At 57.4% G+C, this 23,168-nt stretch carries 22 protein-coding genes, 1 tRNA gene and 1 pseudogene; 19 read left to right on the top strand and 5 right to left on the bottom strand.

Features of this window, described 5'->3' with window-relative positions; genetic code table 11:
* Positions 1-119: 119 nt before the first annotated feature.
* Positions 120-572: an acetyltransferase gene (locus GA0061100_RS09365; protein ID WP_075852402.1), complete on the bottom strand. Its 453-nt coding sequence runs from the start codon at positions 570-572 to the stop codon at positions 120-122.
* Positions 573-888: 316 nt separating this feature from the next.
* Here GA0061100_RS09365 and GA0061100_RS09370 point away from each other — a divergent pair.
* The 3 genes and pseudogenes from GA0061100_RS09370 (at position 889) to GA0061100_RS09380 (ending at position 4,282) form a co-directional block, all read left to right on the top strand.
* Positions 889-962, top strand: a tRNA-Cys gene (locus tag GA0061100_RS09370).
* A 1,341-nt stretch (positions 963-2,303) separates the two neighbouring features.
* Positions 2,304-2,840: pseudogene (gene cysC, locus GA0061100_RS09375) on the top strand (adenylyl-sulfate kinase); the annotation flags it as partial.
* Positions 2,841-2,995: 155 nt separating this feature from the next.
* Positions 2,996-4,282 (top strand): hypothetical protein, encoded by a 1,287-nt coding sequence (locus GA0061100_RS09380; RefSeq protein WP_143525398.1) that lies wholly within the window; start codon positions 2,996-2,998, stop codon positions 4,280-4,282.
* Here the strand turns inward: GA0061100_RS09380 and GA0061100_RS09385 are convergent.
* Complete coding sequence (locus GA0061100_RS09385) at positions 4,227-5,165, bottom strand: capsular polysaccharide synthesis protein (RefSeq protein WP_075852405.1); 939 nt, start codon at positions 5,163-5,165, stop codon at positions 4,227-4,229. The genes GA0061100_RS09380 and GA0061100_RS09385 overlap by 56 nt on opposite strands.
* A 563-nt stretch (positions 5,166-5,728) precedes the next feature.
* Positions 5,729-6,457, bottom strand: coding sequence for a hypothetical protein (locus GA0061100_RS09390; RefSeq protein ID WP_075852406.1), 729 nt, complete (start codon positions 6,455-6,457; stop codon positions 5,729-5,731).
* 29 nt (positions 6,458-6,486) lie between these two features.
* Here GA0061100_RS09390 and GA0061100_RS09395 point away from each other — a divergent pair, with 29 nt between their 5' ends.
* Positions 6,487-6,714, top strand: a complete 228-nt coding sequence (locus GA0061100_RS09395; RefSeq protein WP_075852407.1) for a hypothetical protein — start codon at positions 6,487-6,489, stop codon at positions 6,712-6,714.
* 73 nt (positions 6,715-6,787) lie between these two features.
* On the opposite strand, the gene GA0061100_RS09400 is transcribed toward GA0061100_RS09395, so the two are convergent.
* Positions 6,788-7,225 (bottom strand): hypothetical protein, encoded by a 438-nt coding sequence (locus GA0061100_RS09400; protein ID WP_244557791.1) that lies wholly within the window; start codon positions 7,223-7,225, stop codon positions 6,788-6,790.
* Positions 7,226-7,334: 109 nt separating this feature from the next.
* On the opposite strand from GA0061100_RS09400, the gene GA0061100_RS09405 reads away from it, so the two are divergent.
* The 14 genes from GA0061100_RS09405 to GA0061100_RS09465 all read left to right on the top strand — a co-directional run bounded on the left by GA0061100_RS09405 (position 7,335) and on the right by GA0061100_RS09465 (position 21,475).
* On the top strand, positions 7,335-7,808 hold the full coding sequence (locus tag GA0061100_RS09405; RefSeq protein WP_075852408.1) for a terminase small subunit-like protein: 474 nt from the start codon (positions 7,335-7,337) through the stop codon (positions 7,806-7,808).
* The gene (locus tag GA0061100_RS09410; RefSeq protein ID WP_075852409.1) at positions 7,789-9,279 is read left to right on the top strand and encodes a terminase family protein; all 1,491 of its coding nucleotides are present in this window, start codon (positions 7,789-7,791) and stop codon (positions 9,277-9,279) included. Before GA0061100_RS09405 ends, GA0061100_RS09410 begins: the two co-directional genes overlap by 20 nt.
* On the top strand, positions 9,279-11,228 hold the full coding sequence (locus tag GA0061100_RS09415) for a portal protein (RefSeq protein WP_075852410.1): 1,950 nt from the start codon (positions 9,279-9,281) through the stop codon (positions 11,226-11,228). Before GA0061100_RS09410 ends, GA0061100_RS09415 begins: the two co-directional genes overlap by 1 nt.
* A 136-nt stretch (positions 11,229-11,364) precedes the next feature.
* Entirely contained in the window at positions 11,365-12,258 is an 894-nt protein-coding gene (locus GA0061100_RS09420) for a hypothetical protein (protein ID WP_075852411.1), read from the top strand.
* 33 nt (positions 12,259-12,291) lie between these two features.
* Positions 12,292-13,491 carry a phage capsid family protein gene (locus GA0061100_RS09425; protein WP_075852412.1) on the top strand — a complete coding sequence of 400 codons (1,200 nt, stop codon included), beginning with the start codon at positions 12,292-12,294 and terminating at the stop codon, positions 13,489-13,491.
* Between the two features lie 68 nt (positions 13,492-13,559).
* Positions 13,560-13,979: a hypothetical protein gene (locus tag GA0061100_RS09430; RefSeq protein ID WP_075852413.1), complete on the top strand. Its 420-nt coding sequence runs from the start codon at positions 13,560-13,562 to the stop codon at positions 13,977-13,979.
* A gap of 10 nt (positions 13,980-13,989) precedes the next feature.
* A complete protein-coding gene (locus GA0061100_RS09435; protein ID WP_143525399.1) occupies positions 13,990-14,358 on the top strand; it encodes a hypothetical protein in 369 nt (122 codons plus the stop codon).
* A gap of 21 nt (positions 14,359-14,379) precedes the next feature.
* Positions 14,380-14,721 (top strand): hypothetical protein, encoded by a 342-nt coding sequence (locus GA0061100_RS09440; protein ID WP_075852415.1) that lies wholly within the window; start codon positions 14,380-14,382, stop codon positions 14,719-14,721.
* Positions 14,721-16,145 carry a hypothetical protein gene (locus tag GA0061100_RS09445; RefSeq protein ID WP_075852416.1) on the top strand — a complete coding sequence of 475 codons (1,425 nt, stop codon included), beginning with the start codon at positions 14,721-14,723 and terminating at the stop codon, positions 16,143-16,145. Before GA0061100_RS09440 ends, GA0061100_RS09445 begins: the two co-directional genes overlap by 1 nt.
* Positions 16,145-16,306, top strand: a complete 162-nt coding sequence (locus GA0061100_RS34615) for a hypothetical protein (RefSeq protein ID WP_159444769.1) — start codon at positions 16,145-16,147, stop codon at positions 16,304-16,306. Before GA0061100_RS09445 ends, GA0061100_RS34615 begins: the two co-directional genes overlap by 1 nt.
* 2 nt (positions 16,307-16,308) lie before the next feature.
* A complete protein-coding gene (locus tag GA0061100_RS09450) occupies positions 16,309-16,998 on the top strand; it encodes a hypothetical protein (RefSeq protein ID WP_075852417.1) in 690 nt (229 codons plus the stop codon).
* Positions 16,998-17,234, top strand: a complete 237-nt coding sequence (locus GA0061100_RS09455) for a hypothetical protein (protein WP_075852418.1) — start codon at positions 16,998-17,000, stop codon at positions 17,232-17,234. The genes GA0061100_RS09450 and GA0061100_RS09455 overlap by 1 nt, the downstream gene beginning before the upstream one ends.
* 3 nt (positions 17,235-17,237) lie before the next feature.
* Complete coding sequence (locus tag GA0061100_RS09460) at positions 17,238-19,316, top strand: phage tail tip lysozyme (RefSeq protein WP_075852419.1); 2,079 nt, start codon at positions 17,238-17,240, stop codon at positions 19,314-19,316.
* Positions 19,313-21,475, top strand: a complete 2,163-nt coding sequence (locus GA0061100_RS09465; RefSeq protein ID WP_083961304.1) for a hypothetical protein — start codon at positions 19,313-19,315, stop codon at positions 21,473-21,475. Before GA0061100_RS09460 ends, GA0061100_RS09465 begins: the two co-directional genes overlap by 4 nt.
* Before the next feature lie 380 nt (positions 21,476-21,855).
* Here the strand turns inward: GA0061100_RS09465 and GA0061100_RS09475 are convergent, their stop codons facing one another.
* Positions 21,856-22,125: a hypothetical protein gene (locus tag GA0061100_RS09475; protein ID WP_075852421.1), complete on the bottom strand. Its 270-nt coding sequence runs from the start codon at positions 22,123-22,125 to the stop codon at positions 21,856-21,858.
* Positions 22,126-22,227: 102 nt separating this feature from the next.
* On the opposite strand from GA0061100_RS09475, the gene GA0061100_RS09480 reads away from it, so the two are divergent.
* A complete protein-coding gene (locus GA0061100_RS09480) occupies positions 22,228-23,166 on the top strand; it encodes a hypothetical protein (protein ID WP_075852422.1) in 939 nt (312 codons plus the stop codon).
* Positions 23,167-23,168 lie beyond the last annotated feature (2 nt).

Below are 23,168 nucleotides of genomic sequence, written 5' to 3' on the forward strand. Positions count from 1 at the left end.
CGAACGGGAGGCCGCGCCTCGATCCGGCAGTGATCTTTTAGTCCTCAATTCCCGCCGGTTCGCCAAAATCCAAGATGATCGGCAGAGCATCCGAATGGAACCTCATTGGCAGTTGCATCTCATGGCGCAGTCGGTCTTTGCCATCGCAAATGAAGAATCGGGTAGGGACGGCCCTGATCGTCGACATCGACGCGTCCTGTCACCCTGAATCCGAGTCGCTCGTAAAAGCCGACAGCGCCGGCATTCTGCTCGTTCACGTCGACGGTCACGACATCCTTTCCGGCACGGAAGCCGTCGAAAAGCAGACGTCCCAAGCCTGTGCCTCTGCTGTCGGCATGTACGAAGAGCGAATCGATATGGTTCCCGGTCGCTCCCAGGAAGCCATGCGGCAAATTGTTGGCATCCGCCGCCACCGTGAACTCTGCGTTCGGCAGATAGTCTTCCAGGACCATCCTCGCAATCGCTTCCCGGTCCGATGCATCGAGAAAGTCATGGGTGGCTTCGACGGAGGTTCGCCATATCGCATAATTGCGCGGGATGTCTGCAGGCGTTGCGGACCGCAGCAGGAACATGTCTGAATTCTCATTGTGCTGTTCGAAATTTCAGCATGGCTATTAATGTTCCCGCGCCGCCGCGTAAAGGCTGTGCGGCCTCGAGCCGTACAACCATTCCCTGCGCCACCCTGGAGCCGCCGATGTAACTCGCATCCGCGACGTACCTGCCGCCCTGCACGCAATGTGTTTGATCACCGGCATTGATGGCCTCGACAAGAGCGGCAGGCAATTATCTTTTCGGAATGAAAAAAGGACAGAATTCAGAATAAGCCTCTTGCGGTTTTCTTTGGATCATTCTAAATCCGCGCCACCACAACGCAAATTGCTTTCGGATGGCCTCGTGGCGGAGTGGTTACGCAGAGGACTGCAAATCCTTGCACCCCGGTTCGATTCCGGGCGAGGCCTCCACCGACTTTCCCCAATGATATCAATTGTTTACGTAACAGATTGGCCGGCAAAACAGCCGGCTTGATGTTGCGTCTTGTTGCATCCTGATTCCCTTGGTTTTCAGGCATTTCCGAGAGATGACGGCGAATCCATGCAACATGCGATGCGACATGTTGCAGGCCGCCATGCCGTCATTTCGGGATCGACCTAGCTTAGGAGAGCACCGTGTCAGACGGACCCCGCTTGCCAGAACACGTAGCCGCGGAGCGGATTGAGCAATATTTGGACCGCGTGGCGATCGCTATGGCTCACTCGAAAAAACCGGAGGTAATCCTTCCCTGGTACCAGTTTTTAGAACGGGAATTGGAGCGGAAGCGTCGGAGTCAATCCTCCCTCCGTTCCGCCCTCGATCGGGCAAAGCGATTGGCGAGTCGAACTCCAGGGAACGGCTAATCTTTCAGCCATCTTGATAAAATCGGGCTTCGCAAGCGTGCAGCGTTTTCCAGATAGTTGGCGGGAAAACCGTGAATCAATAAAAATTAATTCGTGCATTTCATTCCGGCCAATATCCCTTTTAGGATGTGGCTTTTGTGATGGTTTGCATCAGAGTGAACGAAAGTTAATTGCAGCCATATCGTTGACGACACTGAAATTCTCGACTCAGATGATCGCCGAATCTGATGGTTCCGTTGAGGACCGAATCAACCAAGCTACCCAGACATCGAGAGAAATGAGGCGTCGGCGGCTCCTGGGGCGAGCCGAGCAGTAGTGCCGCAATCGACCCTTCCTATTCGGGAATTCGAACACCGGGTGACCGGGCGCGGCTATGGAATTAAAGCTGGGGGTGGGCAGATTGGGCGCGTGGGGAGAGCTGCGGTCGAAGATAAACCTTCGCCGGACGTTTCAGTCAGGTTGCGCTATAGCAGCAGCATTAGGAGGATAAGTTGGTGAATGATTCGAGCGGCGTCAGGACAAATGCGACGACAGCCGGCCGCGCGCAGTTCGTTCACATGGGCGTCATTGAGCTGATCACTGGTTGAGACGCGAACATAAAGCCCAAAAATGGTCCTTGACCGTGTTGAAGTACGCGAGTTATCGCTACCACTATGTTATTAATAGTATTAAGCACTTTTTTTAATTTCCTTTAACTTTTGATGCCAAAATAAGGACAAAAATTGCCATCTTGGTTAACTTTATCTGAGACATACCGCCGTTTTTCACGATGCTTTGACCCGCTTTTCCATTTGACGTTGATCCGCTCAGTCACGGAGAAGCGACCGCTGAATTTGCTATAGCAGTATCAATGTACGGGCACGACGAAATGCCAAACTGGGTAAGCGCACGATTCAAATGGACATTGAGGCGTTGATGAACCAGAAGCCAGCCGTGCTTTGGTTTACGGGCCTTTCAGGGGCAGGCAAGTCAACAATTGCCAACCATCTGAAAAAGCTTTTGAACGACGACGGCCGTCATGCGATTTTGCTCGACGGCGACAATATTCGGCGTGGGCTAAATAGCGATCTCGGTTTTGCTGAAGCCGACCGCGTGGAGAACATTCGCCGCGTAGCTGAGGTCGCCAAGCTCATGAAGGAAGCCGGGCTGATCGTTATCGTTGCGTGCATTTCCCCATTTCGGTCCGGGCGCCAGTTCGCTCGAGATTTAATGGAACCTGGTGAGCTTATAGAGATCTTCGTCGACACTCCTCTTGAGGAGTGCATCCAGCGCGACCCAAAGGGCCTGTACAAGCTGGCCCTTTCTGGCGAACTTCATCATTTTACTGGAATCGATTCGCCATACGAACCGCCGGAGCGCCCGGAACTGCATTTGCGCACCGTAGGCGCGGATCCCGCTCAGTCAGCGCAAATAGTCGAGACATTCCTGAGGGGGAAATTCTATTGAGATTTGCTCGGTGGTACTGGAGTAAGAGGGCGTCAATCGTGCCTCTTCGGTATCACCGTTAACAGTCAGCAGCGGTGATCCAGGCAAAAAGCGGCTCCGGCAAACGGACGAAAGTGCACGGCTTCCATCGACGAAAAAACAAGAAAATGGTGGGAATGTCCAGTATCAACGTTTTAACTCCAGCCGAGCATTGCGAGCCTCAGCCGACCCATACGAAGGGGCGCATCGGACTGGTTGTGCTCGGAATGCATCGGTCTGGTACCAGTGCGTTAACTCGTGTTCTAAGTCTCTTGGGAGCCGATTTGCCCCTCCGACTGATGGGATCTAATCGAGGTAATGAGACGGGACATTGGGAACCTCAACATCTTGCTGATTTAAATGACCAATTGTTATCCGCAGGTGGCAGCAGTTGGAATGATTGGAGAAAATTCGATTGTAGCTCATTGGATGAAGGATATCTTCATTTCAGGGACGCTATTGCTGTTTGCCTCCAGCAGGACTTTGGCAGTTCGCAACTGTTCGTCTTGAAGGATCCAAGAATCTGCCGGCTGGTGCCTTTATTCAAAGATGCCTCGCATCAGCTCGATGTGGAGCTCCGGTACATTATCCCGTACCGGAATTCGACCGAGGTTGCCGCCTCACTCAGTGCTCGCGATGGGATTACTGCCGATTACGCAAAGTTGATGTGGGCGCGACACGTACTTGATGCAGAAGCGGAAACCCGTGGTCTTGCCCGGGTTTTTGTGCCTTATGACGCACTGCTTAGCGATTTCGAGGGCGTGTCTAATCGGATTGGCGCGTGTTTGAACGTTGAGTGGCCGATCTCCGTAACCGAGGCGCGAATGAACATTGCTGCCTTTTTGAGACCTGACCTACGGCACCATCAGACGTACGGAGAGAGCTTGCAAAGCGAGGGAGAGATCGCGGGTTTTGTCGATCAAATACTGGCGAATGTTGTCAAGCTTGATCGAAATCCCCACGACGAAGAGGCCATGAGAGACCTTTCTTCGTTGAAAGAGGAACTCGATAATAATCCTCGCATGCCTTTTGTGGACGCGACTTTTCGTGAGTTTGTCGCTAGGCAGAGGAGCGACGCCGAGCGTTTCCGCTTGCAGTTGGAGAAAATGCAGCACGATGCAGATGTGCAATCGGATCATCTGCATGCGGCACAAAAGGCCACCGAGGCGAAGCTGGAGCAGATCCAGCAGCAGATGGCTACAGCGCAGGAGATTGCTGATGCGAAGGAAGAGCAGCTTCGGCGGCACAAGAATCAATTGCAAAGTGATCTCGCTGACGCCGAGGCTCGTGTACAGACACTTGAGAGAAGCTTAAACGAGACTTTCAGCAGCTACTCGTGGAGAGCTACACGCCCGTTGCGTAGATTGGCTAGCCTTCTAGGTGAGGTGGCGCCAGGGGGAGGCCCTCGCTCAGGCGCGAAATGAAGGTTGGGGCGCTGCTAGGCATCGTCGTTTCGAACTTATGGGTAAGTTTCTGAATCCATGATCGATCCAGTATGCTCCGGTATAGGTCGTATTCGAAGGGATGGCCGAGTAGCGCCTGCAGCTCATGAGGAGTGGCAGCGCTGTGGAACGGCACATCTTTCCATAGCTTGCTCAGCCTGAGCTGCGAGAGCACGACAGCTTCAAACAAATAGTGGAACATGAAGTAGTCGCCGGGCTTTTCAGCGCGAAGCCAATAGTCCTGGTAGGCGGCATTTATCGCGACCACTAGGGGCGTCTCTGATCTCGCATGCATAAACCAAGTGGCCAGTATGCGCGGATCATAGGGCCATCGAAATACAAAAAAATCGCGCTCTTCAATCCAAGTTGGAATGGCACGGTCAATTAGAACGGTAGCGTCTATCCAGGTTCCGCCGTGCCGCGCAAGCAACATCAATCGCAATAAATTTGAGAACTTTGTCCAACCCCAGAAGGGGATTCTGTCCATAACTCTACCAGGTAGATCAAGGTAGTCGCCCACGGTGTCAGTGGTGAGGACGATGCGTTTCCTGCCACAGGCGTTCATTTCGACCGAACGAAGGCACGTCTGCACGAGCGGCGGAGCCTTTTCCACTCCCTGAGCCCAGAATTGCCAAATTGGGCCAAGTTGCCCTTGGCGTTGGGGCGGTCTTTCAACTGCCATGCAATAATCAATGGCGGCATAACGCGCTTCCAAGTGTTGGGCGCTGGCGGTCTTCATGTGTGACGCTATTGCCTTACGCCGCAAGTCCCACGGCAGGAATGGTGCTACTGCGACCTGCTTTGCGAGCATGCGTCGCGCACTGTCGGCGCTGCGACGCATGCTCTGAACCCAATAGCGCTGCATTGAACTATTCCTTATACGCAACCGATGCCTAAGTTGAGTGCTCAATATATACTTGATTTTACTCAAGCTGGTCCTTCATCTGGAAGTGAGATCGTGAACTGCCACCTCATTTCAAACGGGGACTCAGGCGAGATGTTTTTCCCATCTGGCACCAATATTTCGTGTATGCAGTATTTCGGCCTTACTTGATATAGCCCGAAGTGTGAAAACGCCTCGGGCTTTTTGATTCGCCGAAAGGCAACGAGATCGGGAAGAGGTGACATCTATCCGCCCATGCTACGGCATGGCTTCTCGTGACTTTTTTGGCTTGTGGTCGTATCATTGCCCTCATGAGCAAACATGATGAACTGATCGCAATTTACGAAGAACGCAAGCGCGGCAAAAACCATGTGCGTAAGCCGGGGTATTGGGTAGGCAAGATAAAAGTCGCCAGCCGCCCAATCAGAAAGCTTCGCAAGCTGCCGGCATAGGTCAAATTGTCCAGACGAATTCTTCACCAGAGGACGGACGGCGGATAGTGATTCGTGAAGGTTGGGGTTCGTGCCCGGCCGTTCCGAGAAACATTACAGAATAGCGTTGTTCGGTGGGGAAATGTTATCCCATCGTTCTGCAATGCCCGCGCAGGCGGCATCCATGTTCTTGAGTCGCGTAATGGCATTTGAAGGTGCTGCAAAGCACGCTCCACTATGCCCGTCGATGGTAATGCAGAGTTTCTTGTCTGGCTCGGCACCTTCCTCTTCGTCAAGGAAGCCTATGTAGCCAAAGAGAAAGGCTGATTGCCATTCTGCTATATCTTGCTTCAGCGGTTTGCCTTTCGCATACCTGATGGAGGCAACGCCCACTCGTACCTTGTTAGACGACGTCAGGCGACGAAGCCTGAATAAGATGTCGGGGGTAATCTTTACGCCTTCACGGGAAATTGCTGCACACTGTCCTGGAGCTAGGCGCTCTGCCACCGGTAAATCGAGTATTCCAGATACTTTTGCAAAGCGGTCCAAATAGTCCGCGTTGTGGTCAAAGAGGTCTCTTTCGAAATCGTCGCTGGCCATTCTGCCACGTAATTTCGCGGCTTCGGCATGTAACAGATTCGGGTCACTGGTACCTTCGCGTAGATACTTGCCAATCTGCAGTTTAGCCTCGTTATGTTGGATGACCCGTGCGATCGCAGGATACTTACATGACTGGAGAATTGTCTTGCGCCGTACATCCGAGGCCGCCATGTAGTCAGCGAGAAACCGGGCGGAAATTTGCGGTTCCTTAACTAGGCGGTGGGTCTTCTTAGGTTCAGCCATGATTCGCTCTCGCGTGGAAACAACCTAAGATGGACGAACTTTATCTATCCGTAAATCTCGCTGATAACCGAACTATTTTTCTAGCGCCGCTTACACAGCGGCAAATTGATGCCTCAGGGGACGAGGTGGATGATGACAGCGGCTATTTCCTTTTCGAGCGCATAGGCAGCGGCGAGGCTGCATCCATCAATATTCTCGCCCGACTTGCTTCGGATGAGGCCGTTGAGAGACTGCGCCATGTCCTTGGATTGTCCTGACATGGCACCGGGGCTAATTGGTCTAATTCAGCAGCCCGATCGGCATAACTGCTGTACCGGCGAGCTTGAATGTTCAGTCTCGAATACGTCCGACGACATCAACTCGCTGACACGTGCCGGTAGCGGGAACGACGTCGAGCTTCTGCCCGATGGCGAAATTGTCCTTCGGTCCGCCCAACTCAATGGTCATTTCGCATGGATATGACTTCCCGGCATGTGTGCGAGTAAACGAGATTCGACCTTCCGTGATGGTTTTACGCCCAGTCTCAAAGCCCAACCGGTCCTTTATGATGACCTCGCGATTCCACACTTCGGCGATCGTCGCGACTGCGTGCGGGAAGTGACTGATACGCCATGACCAGATCCCAAAGACGAGAATGCCGAAGATCAGGCAGCTTCCGACAACCACAGCAAGCAGCCACAGTTGCCCAGTGGACTCGTCACGTGGAGTGTCTTCAATCGCTTCTCTCATCTCTATGAAATCGATGTTGGGATCGGAAGGATGATCCATATCTGACGTCTAGCGCCTTTCCGCCTCTTGAGAGGTGCACGGCATGAGAGTGGCTGAACTTTTAATATCAATCAATTGAATTCCCACCAGCCGATCAGAAGGCCGAAACATGACAGGTAGACCCTCGGACTTCACGCCGGTGGTAGCAGACGCCATATGCGAGCGCCTGGCAGATGGTGAAAGCCTCAAATCGATTTGCACCTCCGATGGCATGCCACATCGAGCGACTGTGTTTCGTTGGTTGGGTGCACATGCAGACTTTCGCGACTCATACGCGCGCGCTCGCGAAGCTCAGGCCGATGCCCTCTTTGATGAAATCCTTGATATCGCCAACACGCCGATCACAGGCGAGAAGACGAAGGTCGACAAGAATGGCAACGTCATCGAGATGACCAAAGCCGATATGATCGATCACCGCCGGCTGCAGATCGATGCCCGCAAATGGATTGCCGCCAAGCTCCGCCCCAAGGTCTATGGCGACAAGCTGGATGTTGATGTGACCGGCGCGCTGGACTTCGTTGTCAGCGCCAAGCCGGTGACCGACGAGCAATGGCTCAAAGAACATGGTAGATCTGACACGTAGGGTTATCTGGGCTCCTCAGGAGGGGCCGCAGAAAGCTCTCGTCGATTGTCCGTTCCGCGAAATCTTTTTCGGGGGAGCGCGCGGTGGTGGCAAGACTGATGGTGTGCTCGGCAAATATGCCATCAAGGCCGCTATGTACGGCTCGGCTTTCAATGCGCTGTTCTGTCGGCGCGAGCTGCCTATGCTTGATGACGCGATCGAGCGCAGCAAAGAGATTTACGGGAAGATCGGCGCCGGTTGGAACGATCAGAAGAAAACGTGGGTCTTCCCCGGCGGCGGCCGCCTTCGCTTCAGACCGTTGGAGCGAGTGCAGGATGCCGACAAATATCAAGGGCAGAACGTCAGTGACGCATGCGTTGAGGAGGCTGGCCTTTATCCGGATTCCAAGCCAATAGACCGCTTATTCGCTGTGCTGCGTTCTGCTCGAGGGGTCCCAACACAGTTGATCCTGACCGGCAATCCCGGCGGTGCTGGTCAGCATTGGCTCAAGCAACGGTACGTCGACCCAGCGCCAAACGGCATGAAGCTGCTCACACGCAAGCTGCCGAATGGGAAAGAACATCGCTACGTATTCATCCCGAGCCGGATCGAGGACAACAAGCTCCTGCTGGAGAATGACCCGGACTATATCAACAACCTTTATCTGGTCGGTTCCGATCAGCTCGTGAAGGCGTGGCTCTCCGGCGACTGGAATGCGATCGAAGGGGCGTTCTTTGACTGCTGGGATACTCGAAAGCACATCGTTCGTCCTTTCACCGTCCCGCGTGATTGGACGCGGTTCAGATCAATGGATTGGGGATCTGCCAAGCCGTTCTCCGTCGGATGGTGGGCGATCGCTGGTGATGATTACCCGACCGAAACCGGGATTATTCCGCGCGGTGCGATCGTCCGATATCGCGAGTGGTACGGTTGCAAGGCTGGCGAAGCCAATGTTGGGCTGAAGCTGACTGCTGAGGAGGTTGGCCGCGGGATTGCCGAGCGCGAGGGCGCGAAGTTCGATCCCGACACTAAGAAGATGATCGAGAACCCAACAGAGAAAGTCTCCTATGGCGTTCTTGATCCCGCAGCCTTTGCCGAGGACGGCGGCCCATCGATCGCCAGCCGCATGATGCGAGAGACGAAGTTCAAGGTGATGTTCCGTGGTGCCGATAATGCCCGCGTGTCTCAGCGCGGCGCCATGGGCGGCTGGGATCAGATGCGCTCCAGGCTGAAAGGCGATGGCGAGCGGCCGGGATTGTTCGTGTTCTCGACCTGTACGGATTTCATTCGCACAGTGCCGCTCCTGCAACATGACAAGGACAGGCCGGAAGACTTGGATACCGACGCCGAAGATCACGTTGCCGACGAAGCGCGGTATGGCTGCATGTCGCGTCCATATCTGCCGCCAAAGCGAGATGAGCATGCGCAGAAGCGCCAGGATTACAAACCACGTTCCGACAATGCCGGTGCCGGCGATTGGGTGACATACTGATGGCTCAGACTTACTACGCCGGTTCGGTCACGTCACAGACGATAGACTATGACGATCCGTCCACGCCTCAACAGATGGCAGATCATGGCGTCCTGAAGCGCCAGTATCTCGACTATCTGAGCATGAAGAACCTCGAGATTTTGGAGCAGCAGAACTCTCGCCGGTATTACCATGGTGTCCAGTACACCAAGGATCAGATCAAGGTTCTCAACAAGCGCAAGCAGCCGGTCGTCACGTACAATCGCATCGGCCGCAAGATCAATGCACTGATCGGCCTGCTTGAGCGCCAGAAGCAAGACCCACGCGCCTTCCCAAGGACACCGAACAGCGAAGATGGCGCCGAGATCGCAACGGCCGTCCTGCGCTATATCTGCGATGAGCAGAACTGGAGCACGAAATCCCCGATCTGTGGATCATTCGGCGCCGTCGATGGCCTTGGCGGTGTCGAGATCATCCTGACGCAGGGTGATACCGGCGATGTCGATATCGGCATTGAACCGGTCGATCCGTCGTCGTTCTTTTATGATCCGCGCTCGCTCAAGCCCGATTTCTCGGACGCCAGGTACATGGGCATCGGCAAGTGGTCGGACGTGGACGCAGCGATTACGCTGTTCCCCGACAAGGAAGCGGAAATCCAGGCGGCAACCGAGACCGGCGCCGAGCTGACCAGCAACCCCGATAGCGATATCAAGTGGGTGACCGGCGGCGATGGCTCGCGGCGCATCCGCATCATCGACCATTGGTACATCAAGAATGGTGAGTGGTACTGGTGCATCTATACCGGCTCGCTGATCCTTCGTGAGGGCAAATCCTACCTGAAGGACGAAAAGGGCCGCACGATGTGTAAATACATCATGTATTCGGCCAACATCGACCAGGACGGCGATCGCTACGGCTTCGTGCGCAATATGCGGTCCAGCCAGGACGAGGTGAACCAGCGGCGCTCAAAGGCACTCCATACGCTGAACTCCCGCCGCGTCATTGTCGAAAAGGGCTCCGTTGACGATGTCGAGCAGGTTCGCCGCGAGGCTGCGCGTCCTGATGGCGTGATCGAGGTTTCTCCGGGCACAACGCCGCCGACGTTCGATGATGCTGCCCGTGGTCAGGAGCTGCAAGGCCATCTGGCATTCCTTGAGGATGCAAAGAACGAGATTGAAAACTACGGTTTCAACCCGGCGCTGATCGGGCAGGGCGTGCAGGATATGTCCGGCCGCGCCATTCAGCTCCAGCAGCAGGCCGGCATTGCCGAGCTCGGGCCGTATATGCTCGCCTTCAAGGGCTTCAAGATCCGCACCTATCGCGCAATCTGGTGCGCCGCGCAGGAGCATTGGACATCGGAGCGCTGGATTCGCGTCACGGATGATCAGAAGATGGCGCAGTTCTTCACCATCAATAAGCTCTCGGTCGATCCTGCCACAGGCCTGCCGACACTGGTGAATGCCCTTGGCGCTCTCGACGTGGATATTATCATCGATGAAGGTCCAGACGAGATCAACATGCAGGGTGACGCCTACGACACGCTGACGGCCATGGCTCGTAGCGGTCAGCCGGTGCCGCCGGAAGTCCTGATAGAACTTTCGCCGCTTGTCGGCTCGGTCAAGCAGCGCGTCTTGAGCATGATCGACCAGGCAAAGCAGCAGGCCGCACAACCAAATCCGCTGCAGGTCGCGCAGGCACAGGAGCAGCTCAAGGTGACGACCGCAACCGCGACGCTTCGCAATGCTCAGGCACAGAAGGCTCTTTCTGAAGCAGCGAACCCGCGTCAACAGGGCGCGCCGAGCGACTTGGACGTTGTTCGCAGCGTCGCCGAGATCAGGAACACCAACGCGCAGACCGCGAAGACGCTGGCAGATGCGCGCAAATCAGATGTCGAGGCTCAACTGAAGCCGATCCAGGCCGCCAATGAGGCAGCGCGGACTCGGCAGCAGGCACAATCGAACCTCACGTAGGAGTCGCCATCCTCAAAGGGCGATTTCGGCCGCCGGTCCGCATCCGGCAGAGTGCCGCCGACTTCATGGGCGATCAGCCGCCGCCAGGCTTAAGGGCGATCCGTGAAACCTCCCACGACATTGGAGAAATTTCGAAATGACCGAACAATCGGACATGGACGTATTCGATTCCGTGATCTCTGGCGCATCCGCTCCGGAAAGCACGGAGATACAGACACCAGTCGTTGAACAGACACAGACTACGCAGCCGCGTTCTGACGATGGCCGTTTCTCAGCCAAGCAGCCCGACAAGGCTCCGACCGCTGACACGACCTCGCAGCCGGTGACCGGTACCGAGACGCAGCCTGTAAATGGCGGCGTACCCGTCAGAGCCGTGCAGGATGAGCGGGAAAAGCGCCAGGCAGCCCAGCAGGAAAACGAGACCTTGCGTCGCGAGCTTGCCGAGATGCGTGGACAGTTGCAGGTGCTGACAACCCAGCGCCAGCCGCAATCGGCTCAACCGCAGGAGAAGCAGCCTGTCACCCTTTGGGATGATCCGGATGCATTCCTCAAGTCGCAGATGTCGCCTTTCCAGAGTGAAATCCAGCAGATGCGGGAAGAACTGTGGGAATCGCGTGCGATCGCTGCGCACGGTGCCGACAAGGTCGAAGCTGCCAAGAAGGCCGCTGAAGCTTTGTTCAATACGCCGCAGGGCGCCAGTCTGCATCAGCAGATCACGACTTCCGGCAACCCGTTCGACAACCTCGTGAAGTGGCATCAACAGCAAGAGACGCTTGCCCGCGTGGGTGGCGATCCCGAAGCATGGCTAAATGCCGAACTCGAAAAGAAGATGAACGATCCCGCTTTCCTGGCTCAGGCCATTGAGCGCGCTCGTGCGTCTGCAGCGTCCAACACCTCTCGGTCAGCGCCCCGAACCGAATTTGCGCCTTCGCTCAGTTCTCTTCCCTCCGGCGGTAACGCGCCGGCCGGCGATCAGGACACCAGCGACCAAGCGCTATTTGCCCAGACCACTTCCTCCCGGCGACGGTAATCAAGCCCGGGATCAATCCTTGGAGCGAGCCAAATGGCACTCACACCGAACCATCCGAATAATGAACTCGTCAAGTTTCGCACGAAAGTCGCCTATGACTTTCTGCGCTCCTCGCGGTTCGATCCCTACATGGGCAATGACAGCACTTCCATCATCGTCCGCATGGCCGATCTGGAAGCCGACGGCAAGGAAATCCGCGTTCCTCTCGTCACCCAGCTTTCCGGCGACGGCGTCGGCGCTGGCACGCTGCGCGGCAATGAAGAGCAGATCGACAGCTACGGCATGCCGCTCTGGGCAGACTGGGCACGTAATGCCGTCGCCAACAACCGCGCGCAGAACAAGGAATCGTCCTTCAGCGTTCGCTCGACCGCCCGCAGCCTTCTCAGCGGTTGGTCGAAGCGCATCGTTCGTGACGACCTTGTCGACGCCCTGCTGTCGATCCCGACATCCTCGATCCAGGCCGGCCGTTTCGGCACCCCCGGCAACCGTGTGAACGGCATCAAGTGGTCGGCGGCTTCCGCCGGCAACAAGAACTCGTGGGTCACCGCGAACTATGACCGTGTCGTCTTCGGCTCGGCCTTGGCAAACTACTCGACGACCTTTGCCACCGCCGTCGCCAACGTGGATTCCACAAGCGACAAGATGACGGCGGCTGTGGGCTCGCTGATGAAGGATCAGGCCAAACAGACCGGCGTCGATCCGAATAACCCGGGCGTCTACAATGGCCGGCCGAAGATCAATCCGTGGATGATTGAGGACACCGACCAGGAATGGTATGTGATGTTCCTCGGCTCCCGTGCCTTCCGCGACCTCAAGGCTGACCCGGTCATGTATCAGGCCAACCGTGATGCTCGCGAGCGTGAAAAGAACCCCACGGACAACAACCCGATCTTTACCGGTGGCGAGCTCGTCTACGACGGCATCATCTACAAGGAAATCCCGGAAATCACTCAGCGCCTTCTCCTGAAGGGCGTCGGTGCTGCCTCGATCGACGTCGAGCCGGTTTTCCTCTGCGGCCAGGGTGCGCTTGCCTATGCCATGGGCCAGATGCCCCGAGCGACGCAGCTCGAAGATGGCGACTACGACTTCGTGACCGGTCTCGGTATCGAAGCGCAATACGGTACGGCCAAGATCGCCAAGGCTCCGCTCGCCGCAGGCGCTGGTGCAACGGTCGGCTCTCTGGTCGACTGGGGCATGGTGACCGGCTTCGTCTCCGGCGTCGCCAACCAGTAAGGCGCAAAGCCAGGAGCCGACATCGTTCGGCTCCTTTCCCTTCCATCCATCGATAAAGGAGATCGGCCATGGCTGATCGTATCGCATTCCGCCAGCCTCAGACTGGCAACCAGGGCTTTGCGCGCACCATGAAGACGCTCGGTGGTCCTGTCGCTATCGTGGCTGCGGATCAGGTCACCGGTAATACGGTGCAGCTCCTGCAGGTTCCGAAAGGTTTCGTGCTGACCGGCGTCTATCTCGCGCTGACGGACATCGATACCAATGGCACCCCGACCGTTGCCGTCACGCTGGGTGATGCCGGCAACGCCGCGCGGTTCGTTGCATCCTCGACTATCGGCCAGGCAGGCGGCTCGACAACGACGCTTGCCGCAACCGGCCTCTATTACGAGTTCACCGCCGATACCAACATCGCCTTGGCGTTCGGTACCGGTTCCGCAACTGCCGTCGATGGCACGGCAACGTGCTACCTAACCGGCTTCATGAAGTGAGGTGACGGATATGGCAAAGATCTCCGTTACCTATCGTGCCCCCAAGGGGGATGAAAAGGTCGTCGAGATGGGCGGTCACACTTTCTTTGACGGCAAGGTCGAGAAGGTCGACAGTGAGAGCGAAGCCTTCCTGCTGGCGAAGCTCCGCACCAACCGGCATTTCGAGGTTTCCGAAAAGGATGCGCCGAAAGAGCCGCCGAAGACGACGGCGCCGACCGCCAAGATTGCTGCCGTGGTTCTCCTGGCATCTGAACAGGCTGATGGCACGTTCGCCATCATGAACGGCGCCGACCTCATCAAGGAAGGCCTCACCAAAGAAGACGCCGACGCATTCAACGCCCTGTCCGATGAGGACAAGGCCGAATACGTCACGGCATAATCGGCAACGGAGCGTGGCGAGATGAAGACGAGACAAGACCTGATTCTTGCCACGCTCAAACTGCTGCAGGCTGACGGCGGGGTAGGCCAGAACCCCCCGCCGGAGAACGTCGAGGATATCGACGGTATCATCGACGGCAAGCTTGCGGAACTAAGCCAGCGAGAGATCTACGGCGCGAACGATCCTCAGGAATTTGAGGACGAGATAATCGAGCCACTGTCGACCATCCTCGCGAATTCCGTAGCCCCCAGCTATGGGCAGCCCCGCAATGACGCCTCAAAGCAGGCCGCCGAAAACGTCCTTCGGCAGCTCAAGCCCTCCACCTATGTTCGCGGCTCTGTGCTGCCTGTGGAATACTTCTGATGGCTGACATCATTTTTCCCACGAGCACGGCGCCGGGTGCACGTCCCGGCGAAGGTTCCGGCCGGCTGATCAACTGCTATGCTGAACCGCTTGAGCAAGGAGCACGCAATAGCTTCGCACGTCGGCGCGCTCCCGGCCTGTCTCCTGTCGCGACCACAACACATAACGGCTGTCGCGGCTTCCACTTTTATAACGGCGACCTGTTCGTCGCGCAGGCCGATCGACTTTCTCGTGTCAACATCGTGTCTGGCGCCTTTGTGGTGACAGATATTGGCGCGCTCACAGGTACGAAGCGCGTTACATTCGCTCGCAACAACAAGGCGCCGATCCCCGATATCGTTTGTGTGACAGAGAACGGCGCCTTCATCGTCAAGCGCGATGTGCCGCCGGTGGCCTATCCAGACGGCGATCTGCCGCAGCCGATCAGCGTGACGTTCATTGACGGCTACTTCGTCTTTCCGATCCGTGATGGACGCTATTTCGTTTCCGCGCTCAATGATACGGCGGTCAGCGCGCTTGACTTCGGCAAAGCCGAAAGCCATCCAGGCGGCCTTCTGAACGCCTTCGGCTTTGGTGAGCAACTGGTTCTCTTCGGGCCTTCCGGCATGGAGTTCTGGCAGAATGCCGGTAACGCCACCGGAACGCCGTTTTCCCGCGCCGCGGTATTTTCGAAGGGTCTGGCCGACACCTATGCCGTTGCCGGCATTGAGGAGGGCTTCTCGAGCCTGATATTCGTCGCCGACGACAACGGCGTCTATCGGCTCGACGGCGGATATCAGCCGTCCAAGATATCCGGATCTGATCTCGACCGCCTAATTGAAGCGGTGACAGACAAGTCGACGATCGATGTCACGGTTGCTGTCACGTCGGGCCATATGTGGGCGACGGTGACCGGTCCCACGTTCTCGTGGACCTACGAGCTTGCAACGGGCTTCTGGCATGAGCGCGCAAGCTATCTCGACAATCATTGGCGCGGCGTCTGTTCGATCAAGGCCTTCAGCGGCTGGATGATCGGCGATCGCACTACGGCCGATGTTTGGAAGCTCGATCCGAACTATCCGAAGGAAGGCAGCAATCCGCTTGTCCAGAGCGTGATTTCCCTTCCGACGGTCAATTTCCCCGATCGCATCGCCATACCACGCGCTGATTTCGACATGATTGTGGGCCAGGGCCTTGTGACGGGCGACGAGCCGATCGAGACAGATCCTGTATGCCTGATCTCGTGGTCAGATGATGGCGGCAACTCGTTCGGGACACCGTTGATGCGCCCGATCGGACGCCTGGCAACGCACCGCACGCCGGTCGTGGTCAATCGCACTGGCATGTCGACGCGCTACGGCCGCGTCTGGCGCATCGACATATCCGACCCGGTCTATGTGTCGATCTTGGGCGGCTCGCAGCAGGCAACACCGGTTTCGAACTGATGGCTTCCACACTCGCACCCCTTCCGCAACTGCCGGTCCCCATCGAGCGGATTGCAGACCCGCAGACCGGCCGCGTCAATCAGAACTGGTACCAGTACCTGAAGGCGCTCGACCAACATATCCGCGAAGCTGAAAAGCGCATCGCTGCCTTAGGAGGCTGACTATGGGATTTCTCGACAGCCTGACGGGCAGTAACATCGGTAAGGCGACGACGAAGGCGATCGGGCAGAACAACGTCCTGCTCAACAACATGCAGAACGCTGGTAACAGCATCATCGATACAGGTGAGGCCAAGTCGGCCGGCGCGCTCAATCAGGCGGTTGACAATTATTCGCCATATCTTGCCGCCGGCAAGAGCGCCACCAACATGTATTCCGATGCGCTGGGTTTGAATGGCGCAGACGGCAATTCGACGGCGACGTCGGCCTTCCAGACAAGTCCAGGATATCAGTTCTCCCTTGATCAAGGCACACAGGCAGCGCTCCGCGGTGCATCGGCTGCTGGGATGCTGAATTCAGGCAATACCCTGACGGCGCTTTCTCAGTACGGGACCGGCCTCGCCAATCAGGAATATGGTAGCTGGCTCGACCGGTTGAATGGCCTATCCGGTCAGGGTCTCAACGCAGCCAATGGTGCCTCCGGCTCTTTTGGCAATCTCGCCAGTCTCTACCAGAACACCGCCAATGATCGCCTTGGGCTCACAAGCTCCGTCACCCAAGGGCAAATGGGTCTCAACAATGATCTGGCGGCCGTCAAGGAACAGCAGGCGCAGAATAGCGGCGGCTTCCTCGGCAAGTTGCTCGGAACCGGCGTCAGTCTCGGCACGAAAGCACTAACCGGAGGATTGTTCTGATGTCGGTCACTCTTCCGAAACCCGATTTCTCCTGGCTTGGTCAGCTCTCGAGCGCGCTCGCTCCGCAACAGCAAGTGGCAGGTCAGATGACGGCGAACGGCTATTTTCCGCCGGCGCCCGGATCTGGCCAGACACAACAATCGGGCGGTTTCCTGAGCCAGTTGATTGGCAAACTTCCGCAAAATCAGTTCTCGGTCAATCCGATGATGAACACCAACTTCCGCCTTGGAGGCTGACAGATGGCGATTGCCAACCTTCGCGTTTCAATCACGCCTCTGCCGACCCCCGATCGCTCTTGGCTGGACACCCTGTCGAACTCTCTTGGGAGCGCCATCGATACCGCCGCGCAGAACAAGGCGTTCGAGCAGAACGTCATTCCGGCGATCACCGGCACGCCTGCGCCGCAGCAGCAACCGGGCTTCCTTGGTCGGCTGTTTGGTGGCAACCGCATTCCCGCGCCGGCCGCACAGCAGCAGGTCGCTGCCACCAATCCGGTCCCGGCACAGGGAAGCGTTGCGGTCGGAACGCCGAACGATATCCAAACCCAGTTTATCGACACGGCGCGGGCCGGCGGACTGACGAACCCATACGGTTTGGCCGCGCTCGCCGCCACCGGTCGCGCGGAAAGTTCATGGGACCCGTCGAAGGTGAATGCTGCTTGGCCTGATCCGTCGCAGAGCGGTGCACCCGGAACGGCCGGCGGTATCCTGTCATGGCGTAACGAACGGCTTGCCAATCTGCGTAACTTTGCGCAGTCGCAGGGCGCTGACCCGTCGAACATCAGCCCCGAGCTACAGGCGAAATTCTTCCTTCAGGAAGATCCGACGCTTATCCAGCGCCTCAATGCCGCGAAGAGCCCACAGGAAGCCGCTGGCATCATGGCGAATGCCTGGAAGTTCGCCGGTTATGATCAAGCCGGCGGCGAGGCCGCGCGCCGCGCTGCCATGACACAGAACTATTATTCGCAGTTTGCCAATGCCCAGCCGCCGGCGGCCACGCCTGCAGGCCCGACACAGGTTGCAAGTCTTGACCCTTCGATAGGACTGCCCATGCCAGGTGCGGCCGACGAGATGCGCGCTACCAATCCGGCTCCCGCGGCTTCCGGCTTTGATCCGGCTACGGCGACGCCTTCGCAGTTGAATGCAGCCCTTGGCCCCAACCCACAGCCCGGTTATGTCGATCCCGTCGTGACGACGGCATATCGCCAAACTCCGCCGGCCGCAGGATCTTCGCCGGTCAATCCTCCGGTGCAATCCGCTCAGGCTGCTCCAGCTGCTGCAGCTCCTGTCGCGAGCGCTGGTCCTGACACGATTGCCGCTGCCCAACCGGCCACTCGTCAAAACGTCACGAATGACCAGATCGCCGCCATGGTGCGCAATCCCTACACGCGCCAGGTCGGGTTGCAGCTGTGGCAGCAGGTCTTGACCGGGAAGACGGCACAGCCTTGGTCATTCGTGAAGCTCGATGACGGCACGCTCGCCCGCGCCAACCAATCGACTGGCGAAGTTCAGAGCCTTGGCAAGTTCGCGAGCTCCAAGAAGGAAATCTTGAGCAACGGGAAGGGTGCCTTCTACGACGCCGGTAGCGGGCAGTGGATCACTCCCCCTGAAGGAATGGCCGGAGCGACGGAATATGGCCTCGCGCCGATCTATGGCACTGATGCCAACGGCAACACCGTCATCGGTCAGCTTGCCAAGGATGGGACATTCCAGCAGACGAGATTGCCGGCGGGGTTTGTCCCGACTCCGGGTGTCAGCAATACCGATCTTGGAACGTCGGTTATCACCCGGAATAACAAGACTGGTCAAATCATCGATACCCAGGCAAAAGATGTTCGCGGGGAGGCACGGGATAAAGCTGGCGGCACAGCTCAGGCAGCGGCACAAACCGCGTTGCCAGCAGTCGAAGGCGCTGCAAATCAGATCCTCTCATCGATCGATAGCCTCGCGAACGACCCGTATCTCCCGAAGATGCTTGGCAAGAGCAGCTATCTGCCGAACGTCACGACAGATTCGCAGCGCGTCCAGTCGAAGATGGACCAGATCACGGGTCAAACGTTCCTGCAGGCCTATAACACATTGCGTGGCGCCGGTCAGATTACCGAAGTCGAAGGTCAGAAGGCGACTGCCGCCATGGGGCGTCTCAATACAGCTCAGAGCGAAAAAGACTATCGAGACGCTCTCGGCGATCTGCGGACGGTTGTCCAGAATGCCGTCCAGCGCGCGCGTCAGCAGGCGGGACAGTTGGCCGCACCGCAACCATCCGAGCCTGTTGGCAACACGACGTCTTCGGGCGTTAAATGGAGCATCGAGCAATGACCGTTCTGAACATCGCCGGTCATCGAGTAACGGTCGACGATAGCTTTCAGCAGCTCTCGCCCGACGAGCAGAATGCGACCGTCGCTGAGATTGCCAAAACGCTCGGCAGTCAACCGGCCCCGCAGCCCGACAATAGCTCAGTTGTGCCAGGCAAGACCGACACTGGAGTCGGCCGATTGATCAGTGGTCAGCCGGCCGATCCTCGCGATAGCATCGCCGGCCGTGTAGATGCTTTTGGGCGTGGTGTTGCCGATACTCTTTCGTTCGGGCTCGCCGACGAAATTGCCGCTCAGGCGAAGAGCGGGCCGTTGTCGGTCCAGCGGCCGCCGGACGAGTATTACAACAGCGGGATTTATGCCGGCGAATACAATCCACTTGGCGCCGTTGCTCGATTTCTGAACGCTCCCTTTGCCTCCGACACGAAGGACGCGGACTACAACAAGGCTCTCGCCGATGAGCGTGCCGTCAATGCCTCCGACGAGCAGAACCGTGGCGGCTATCGTCTTGCTGGTCAGATCACTGGCGGCGTGGCGGGCGGAGCCGGTCTTGCGAAAAGTGGCCTGTCACTGACTGCAAATGCCGTTAATCGCGGGGCTAGTCTTGGGCGTGTCGCGGCTGCTGGCGCGGGTGAGGGTGCCATCCTTGGCGGAGCGCAGGGCTTCGGAAGCGGCGAGGGCGGCTTTCTGAATCGACTGCAGAGCGGGGCGGCCGGGGGCGCTATAGGTTTAGCTGCAGGAGCTGCGGCTCCATACGTGGCGGCAGGCGCCGGCTCATTCCTTCGTTCGCTCCTTGCGCCGATCACATCCCGTCTGAACCCAGCGCCCGCTGCGAACCGCGCGCTGGGGACCGCGATGCAGCGAGCAGGCGTGACGGCGGATGATGTTGCCAACTCGATCCAGTCCGCGATCAACGATGGACAGCAGGGCTATGCTGTTGCCGATGCCATTGGTAACGCCGGTCAGAGAATGCTCTCGTCTGTAGCCCGTACGCCGAATGATGCGCGTCAGGAAGTCGTGAACCAGCTCCTGACGCGTCAGGCAGGGCAGGGAGAACGTCTTTCGAATGCTATTGCGGAAGGCTTTGCAGCTCCCGATACGGCTGCGCAGCGTGCGGCTACGTTGACCGGTGCGCGGGATGCGGAAGCGAACCAGCTTTACGGCGCGGCTCGTCGTGATGCCGGCGCCGTCAACGTCTCGCCTGTCCTCGATACGATCGACCAGACCCTTTCGCCCGGCGTCAATCAGGTCGTGAACCCTCGCGATAACATTGGCTATGATACGATCGAAGGAGCCTTGGCTCGCGTCAGGAACATGCTGTCTGATGGTAATTCGCAGGTTACGGACTTCAACACCTTGTTCCGTGCCAAGATGGACGTTGACGACATGATCCAGCGGGCCACGAACCAGGGCGCAAACTGGCGCGCGAATGCCCTTGGGCAGGTTCAGCGTGAGATCAACAATGCACTTGCCGCTGCGTCTCCATCGTATCGGCAAGCGGCCGCCAACTATGCCGAACGGAGCGGCGTCATCGATGCAGTCGATGCCGGTACCGCTGCAGCATCTGGCCGAACTCGTGCCGCCGATAATATCGGCGGGTTCAATGTGATGACGCCCGATCAGCAGCAGGCATTCCGCGCTGGTTATGCGGATCCGCTTGTGACGCGCGTCGAGGCGGCCGCATCGTCGCCGACGACAAACAAGGCGCGGATGCTTGTGACGCCAAAATATGAGAGTGAGTTTCAGGCGTTTGCCGCGCCGGGAATGGGCGATCAGCTTGGCAATCGCGTAGCTCGTGAGCAGCGCATGTTCGAAACGATGAACCAGGCGATCGGCGGCTCGCGCACAGCGGACAATCTTGCTGATATGTCCGACATTGCGAACTTCGACCCGGCCGTGCTGACGAACCTTTTCAGCGGAAACCTTAAGACGGCCGCGGTTCAGGCTGCTGTTCGTGTCCTGAATGAAGGAAAAGGCATGCCGCCGCGTGTCATCGATCGTATCGGACGTGGGCTGATGGAAACCGATCCACAGGCTGCCCAAAACCTGCTCACTGTCGCGTCGAGCAAGGTGACATCTGACACAGCGAAGAGAGGGCTCGCGACGGCGATATTGAATAATCTTGTTTCTGCTGCGCCAGGTCGTATCGCGGCTTCAAACTAACCGCGGCCGCCGTGCGGCTTGGTCTTCCAACTGTCTGGAACCCTGTTGCCGGTAGCTTCGATCGCCCAACCGGCAAGTGTGCAACCGAGCCCAAGACCCAAGCACAACGATATCCAATCGATCTGCCGCGTCAGCAGATTCGCCAAGAATAAAACGCCGATAACCGGAAACACCCAGCGCCACGGGCCTGGTGTCCGGTCAATCTTCGGCTCTTGCGGATCGTGATCGATGGTTTGCATGCCGGCACATTACACGAAAGAGGTGAGAAATGAAGATCTCGACTGACGGACTAGCATATCGTTTTGAACCGCAGACCGACCGTGAAGACGCAGCAATCAAGGAGTTTATCGCGGCGTTTTCATCATCGGATATATCCGTGCCTAAAGATTCTGTTTTAGCCAGTCAGAGATCTCCTGATTGTGGCCGAACCACGCAGCCTCACCTGTAAGGCCGGCGACGATCAGTTTGTCATTTGCGTCTAAGCAGCTCTGCAAATTGTCGCGAACTTGAGTTGCGGTGCTGTTGGTTACAATGAACCACACCGATTCTTGTACATGCGCCCAGGTGCCATACTGCTTTATCTTCGCGATGATGCATTCGTAATTTTGGCCTTGCTTCATTAGGTCATATGCAACGACGTATTTTGCCATTTCCCCCTCCATTAGTCGCGCGAACTAGTGAAGCAGCAACACAAGCAAAAGTCGAGTCATCGAGGCGGTTCTTCTGAGCCGCCTTTTTCTATGGAGAAACGAATGGCCGGTTTCTGGAACCAGTCGAATACCCAGATCCATGACGCGAACGGAAAGCCGTTCATCGGAGCGCGAGCCTATTTCTATAAGGGTGGCACGACGACCCCGATCACCGTCTACAAGTCGTATTCGCTCGGCTCGATCAACGCGCATCCAAACCCGGTGCAGACGGACGGAAATGGTTATTTCCCGCCGGTATTCTTCGACGAGGCTGATGGTTTCTATCGTGAGCGTCTGACAAGCGCGCAGGGTGTCATCATCTATGATGTGGACGGGCTGCCGATCATTGGCCCTTCGACGGGCGGTGGCGGTGGCGGCGATACGCCGGTCGATCCGAGTTCCGTGCTGATAACCGGCGATATGATCATGGGCTACGGCACAGGCACGCGAACAGGTTTCGTCCGCGCCAACGCTCGCACGATCGGCAATGCCATCTCCGGAGCATCGGAGCGTGCAAATTCTGACGCTCAGGCTCTATTCTCCTGGCTGTGGAATGCCGACCCAAATCTGACTGTAGTCGGCGGCCGCGGCGCAAATGCTCTGGCAGATTGGAACGCCAACAAGCAAATGACGCTGCCCGATTGGCGTGGCCGAGCGCTTATCGGCACTGATGTCATGGGCAACACCGCAGCTAATGTCATTCCTGGTGCTGGACTTGGTTGGGCCGGGGGCGAATCCGCACATACGCTCTCTGTAGGCGAGATGCCAAGCCATGCGCACGGACTTTCAGATCCGGGTCACCTTCATGATTGGGGCAATCGCGCACAAGGTTTCGGTATCACGCCCGGCAATTTCGGTGCGTTTGCTCAAGGCGGCTCAGATCCAAGTGGCTTGAAAGTCCAGACGGCTTTCACTGGCATTACCATGTCGCCAACAGGCGGCGGACAAGCTCACAATAACGTCCAGCCGTCCCGCGCTCTCACCATCTACATCAGGCTCTAAGC

Origin of the sequence: Martinezella hainanensis, from assembly GCF_900094555.1 — a bacterium.
In the GTDB taxonomy this organism is placed as follows: Bacteria; Pseudomonadota; Alphaproteobacteria; order Rhizobiales; family Rhizobiaceae; genus Rhizobium; species Rhizobium hainanense.

Excerpts from the sequence above, each read along its gene's own strand:
- GA0061100_RS34615 (WP_159444769.1), top strand. The coding sequence starts at position 16,145 with ATGGCTTCCACACTCGCACCCCTTCCGCAACTGCCGGTCCCCATCGAG.
- GA0061100_RS09440 (WP_075852415.1), top strand. The coding sequence starts at position 14,380 with ATGAAGACGAGACAAGACCTGATTCTTGCCACGCTCAAACTGCTGCAG.
- GA0061100_RS09420 (WP_075852411.1), top strand. The coding sequence starts at position 11,365 with ATGACCGAACAATCGGACATGGACGTATTCGATTCCGTGATCTCTGGC.
- GA0061100_RS09455 (WP_075852418.1), top strand. The coding sequence starts at position 16,998 with ATGTCGGTCACTCTTCCGAAACCCGATTTCTCCTGGCTTGGTCAGCTC.
- GA0061100_RS09395 (WP_075852407.1), top strand. The coding sequence starts at position 6,487 with ATGGACGAACTTTATCTATCCGTAAATCTCGCTGATAACCGAACTATT.
- GA0061100_RS09445 (WP_075852416.1), top strand. The coding sequence starts at position 14,721 with ATGGCTGACATCATTTTTCCCACGAGCACGGCGCCGGGTGCACGTCCC.
- GA0061100_RS09465 (WP_083961304.1), top strand. The coding sequence starts at position 19,313 with ATGACCGTTCTGAACATCGCCGGTCATCGAGTAACGGTCGACGATAGC.
- GA0061100_RS09480 (WP_075852422.1), top strand. The coding sequence starts at position 22,228 with ATGGCCGGTTTCTGGAACCAGTCGAATACCCAGATCCATGACGCGAAC.
- GA0061100_RS09460 (WP_075852419.1), top strand. The coding sequence starts at position 17,238 with ATGGCGATTGCCAACCTTCGCGTTTCAATCACGCCTCTGCCGACCCCC.
- GA0061100_RS09380 (WP_143525398.1), top strand. The coding sequence starts at position 2,996 with ATGTCCAGTATCAACGTTTTAACTCCAGCCGAGCATTGCGAGCCTCAG.
- GA0061100_RS09475 (WP_075852421.1), bottom strand. The coding sequence starts at position 22,125 with ATGGCAAAATACGTCGTTGCATATGACCTAATGAAGCAAGGCCAAAAT.
- GA0061100_RS09365 (WP_075852402.1), bottom strand. The coding sequence starts at position 572 with ATGTTCCTGCTGCGGTCCGCAACGCCTGCAGACATCCCGCGCAATTAT.
- GA0061100_RS09385 (WP_075852405.1), bottom strand. The coding sequence starts at position 5,165 with ATGCAGCGCTATTGGGTTCAGAGCATGCGTCGCAGCGCCGACAGTGCG.
- GA0061100_RS09435 (WP_143525399.1), top strand. The coding sequence starts at position 13,990 with ATGGCAAAGATCTCCGTTACCTATCGTGCCCCCAAGGGGGATGAAAAG.
- GA0061100_RS09410 (WP_075852409.1), top strand. The coding sequence starts at position 7,789 with ATGGTAGATCTGACACGTAGGGTTATCTGGGCTCCTCAGGAGGGGCCG.
- GA0061100_RS09415 (WP_075852410.1), top strand. The coding sequence starts at position 9,279 with ATGGCTCAGACTTACTACGCCGGTTCGGTCACGTCACAGACGATAGAC.
- GA0061100_RS09425 (WP_075852412.1), top strand. The coding sequence starts at position 12,292 with ATGGCACTCACACCGAACCATCCGAATAATGAACTCGTCAAGTTTCGC.
- GA0061100_RS09400 (WP_244557791.1), bottom strand. The coding sequence starts at position 7,225 with ATGGATCATCCTTCCGATCCCAACATCGATTTCATAGAGATGAGAGAA.
- GA0061100_RS09390 (WP_075852406.1), bottom strand. The coding sequence starts at position 6,457 with ATGGCTGAACCTAAGAAGACCCACCGCCTAGTTAAGGAACCGCAAATT.
- GA0061100_RS09430 (WP_075852413.1), top strand. The coding sequence starts at position 13,560 with ATGGCTGATCGTATCGCATTCCGCCAGCCTCAGACTGGCAACCAGGGC.
- GA0061100_RS09405 (WP_075852408.1), top strand. The coding sequence starts at position 7,335 with ATGACAGGTAGACCCTCGGACTTCACGCCGGTGGTAGCAGACGCCATA.
- GA0061100_RS09450 (WP_075852417.1), top strand. The coding sequence starts at position 16,309 with ATGGGATTTCTCGACAGCCTGACGGGCAGTAACATCGGTAAGGCGACG.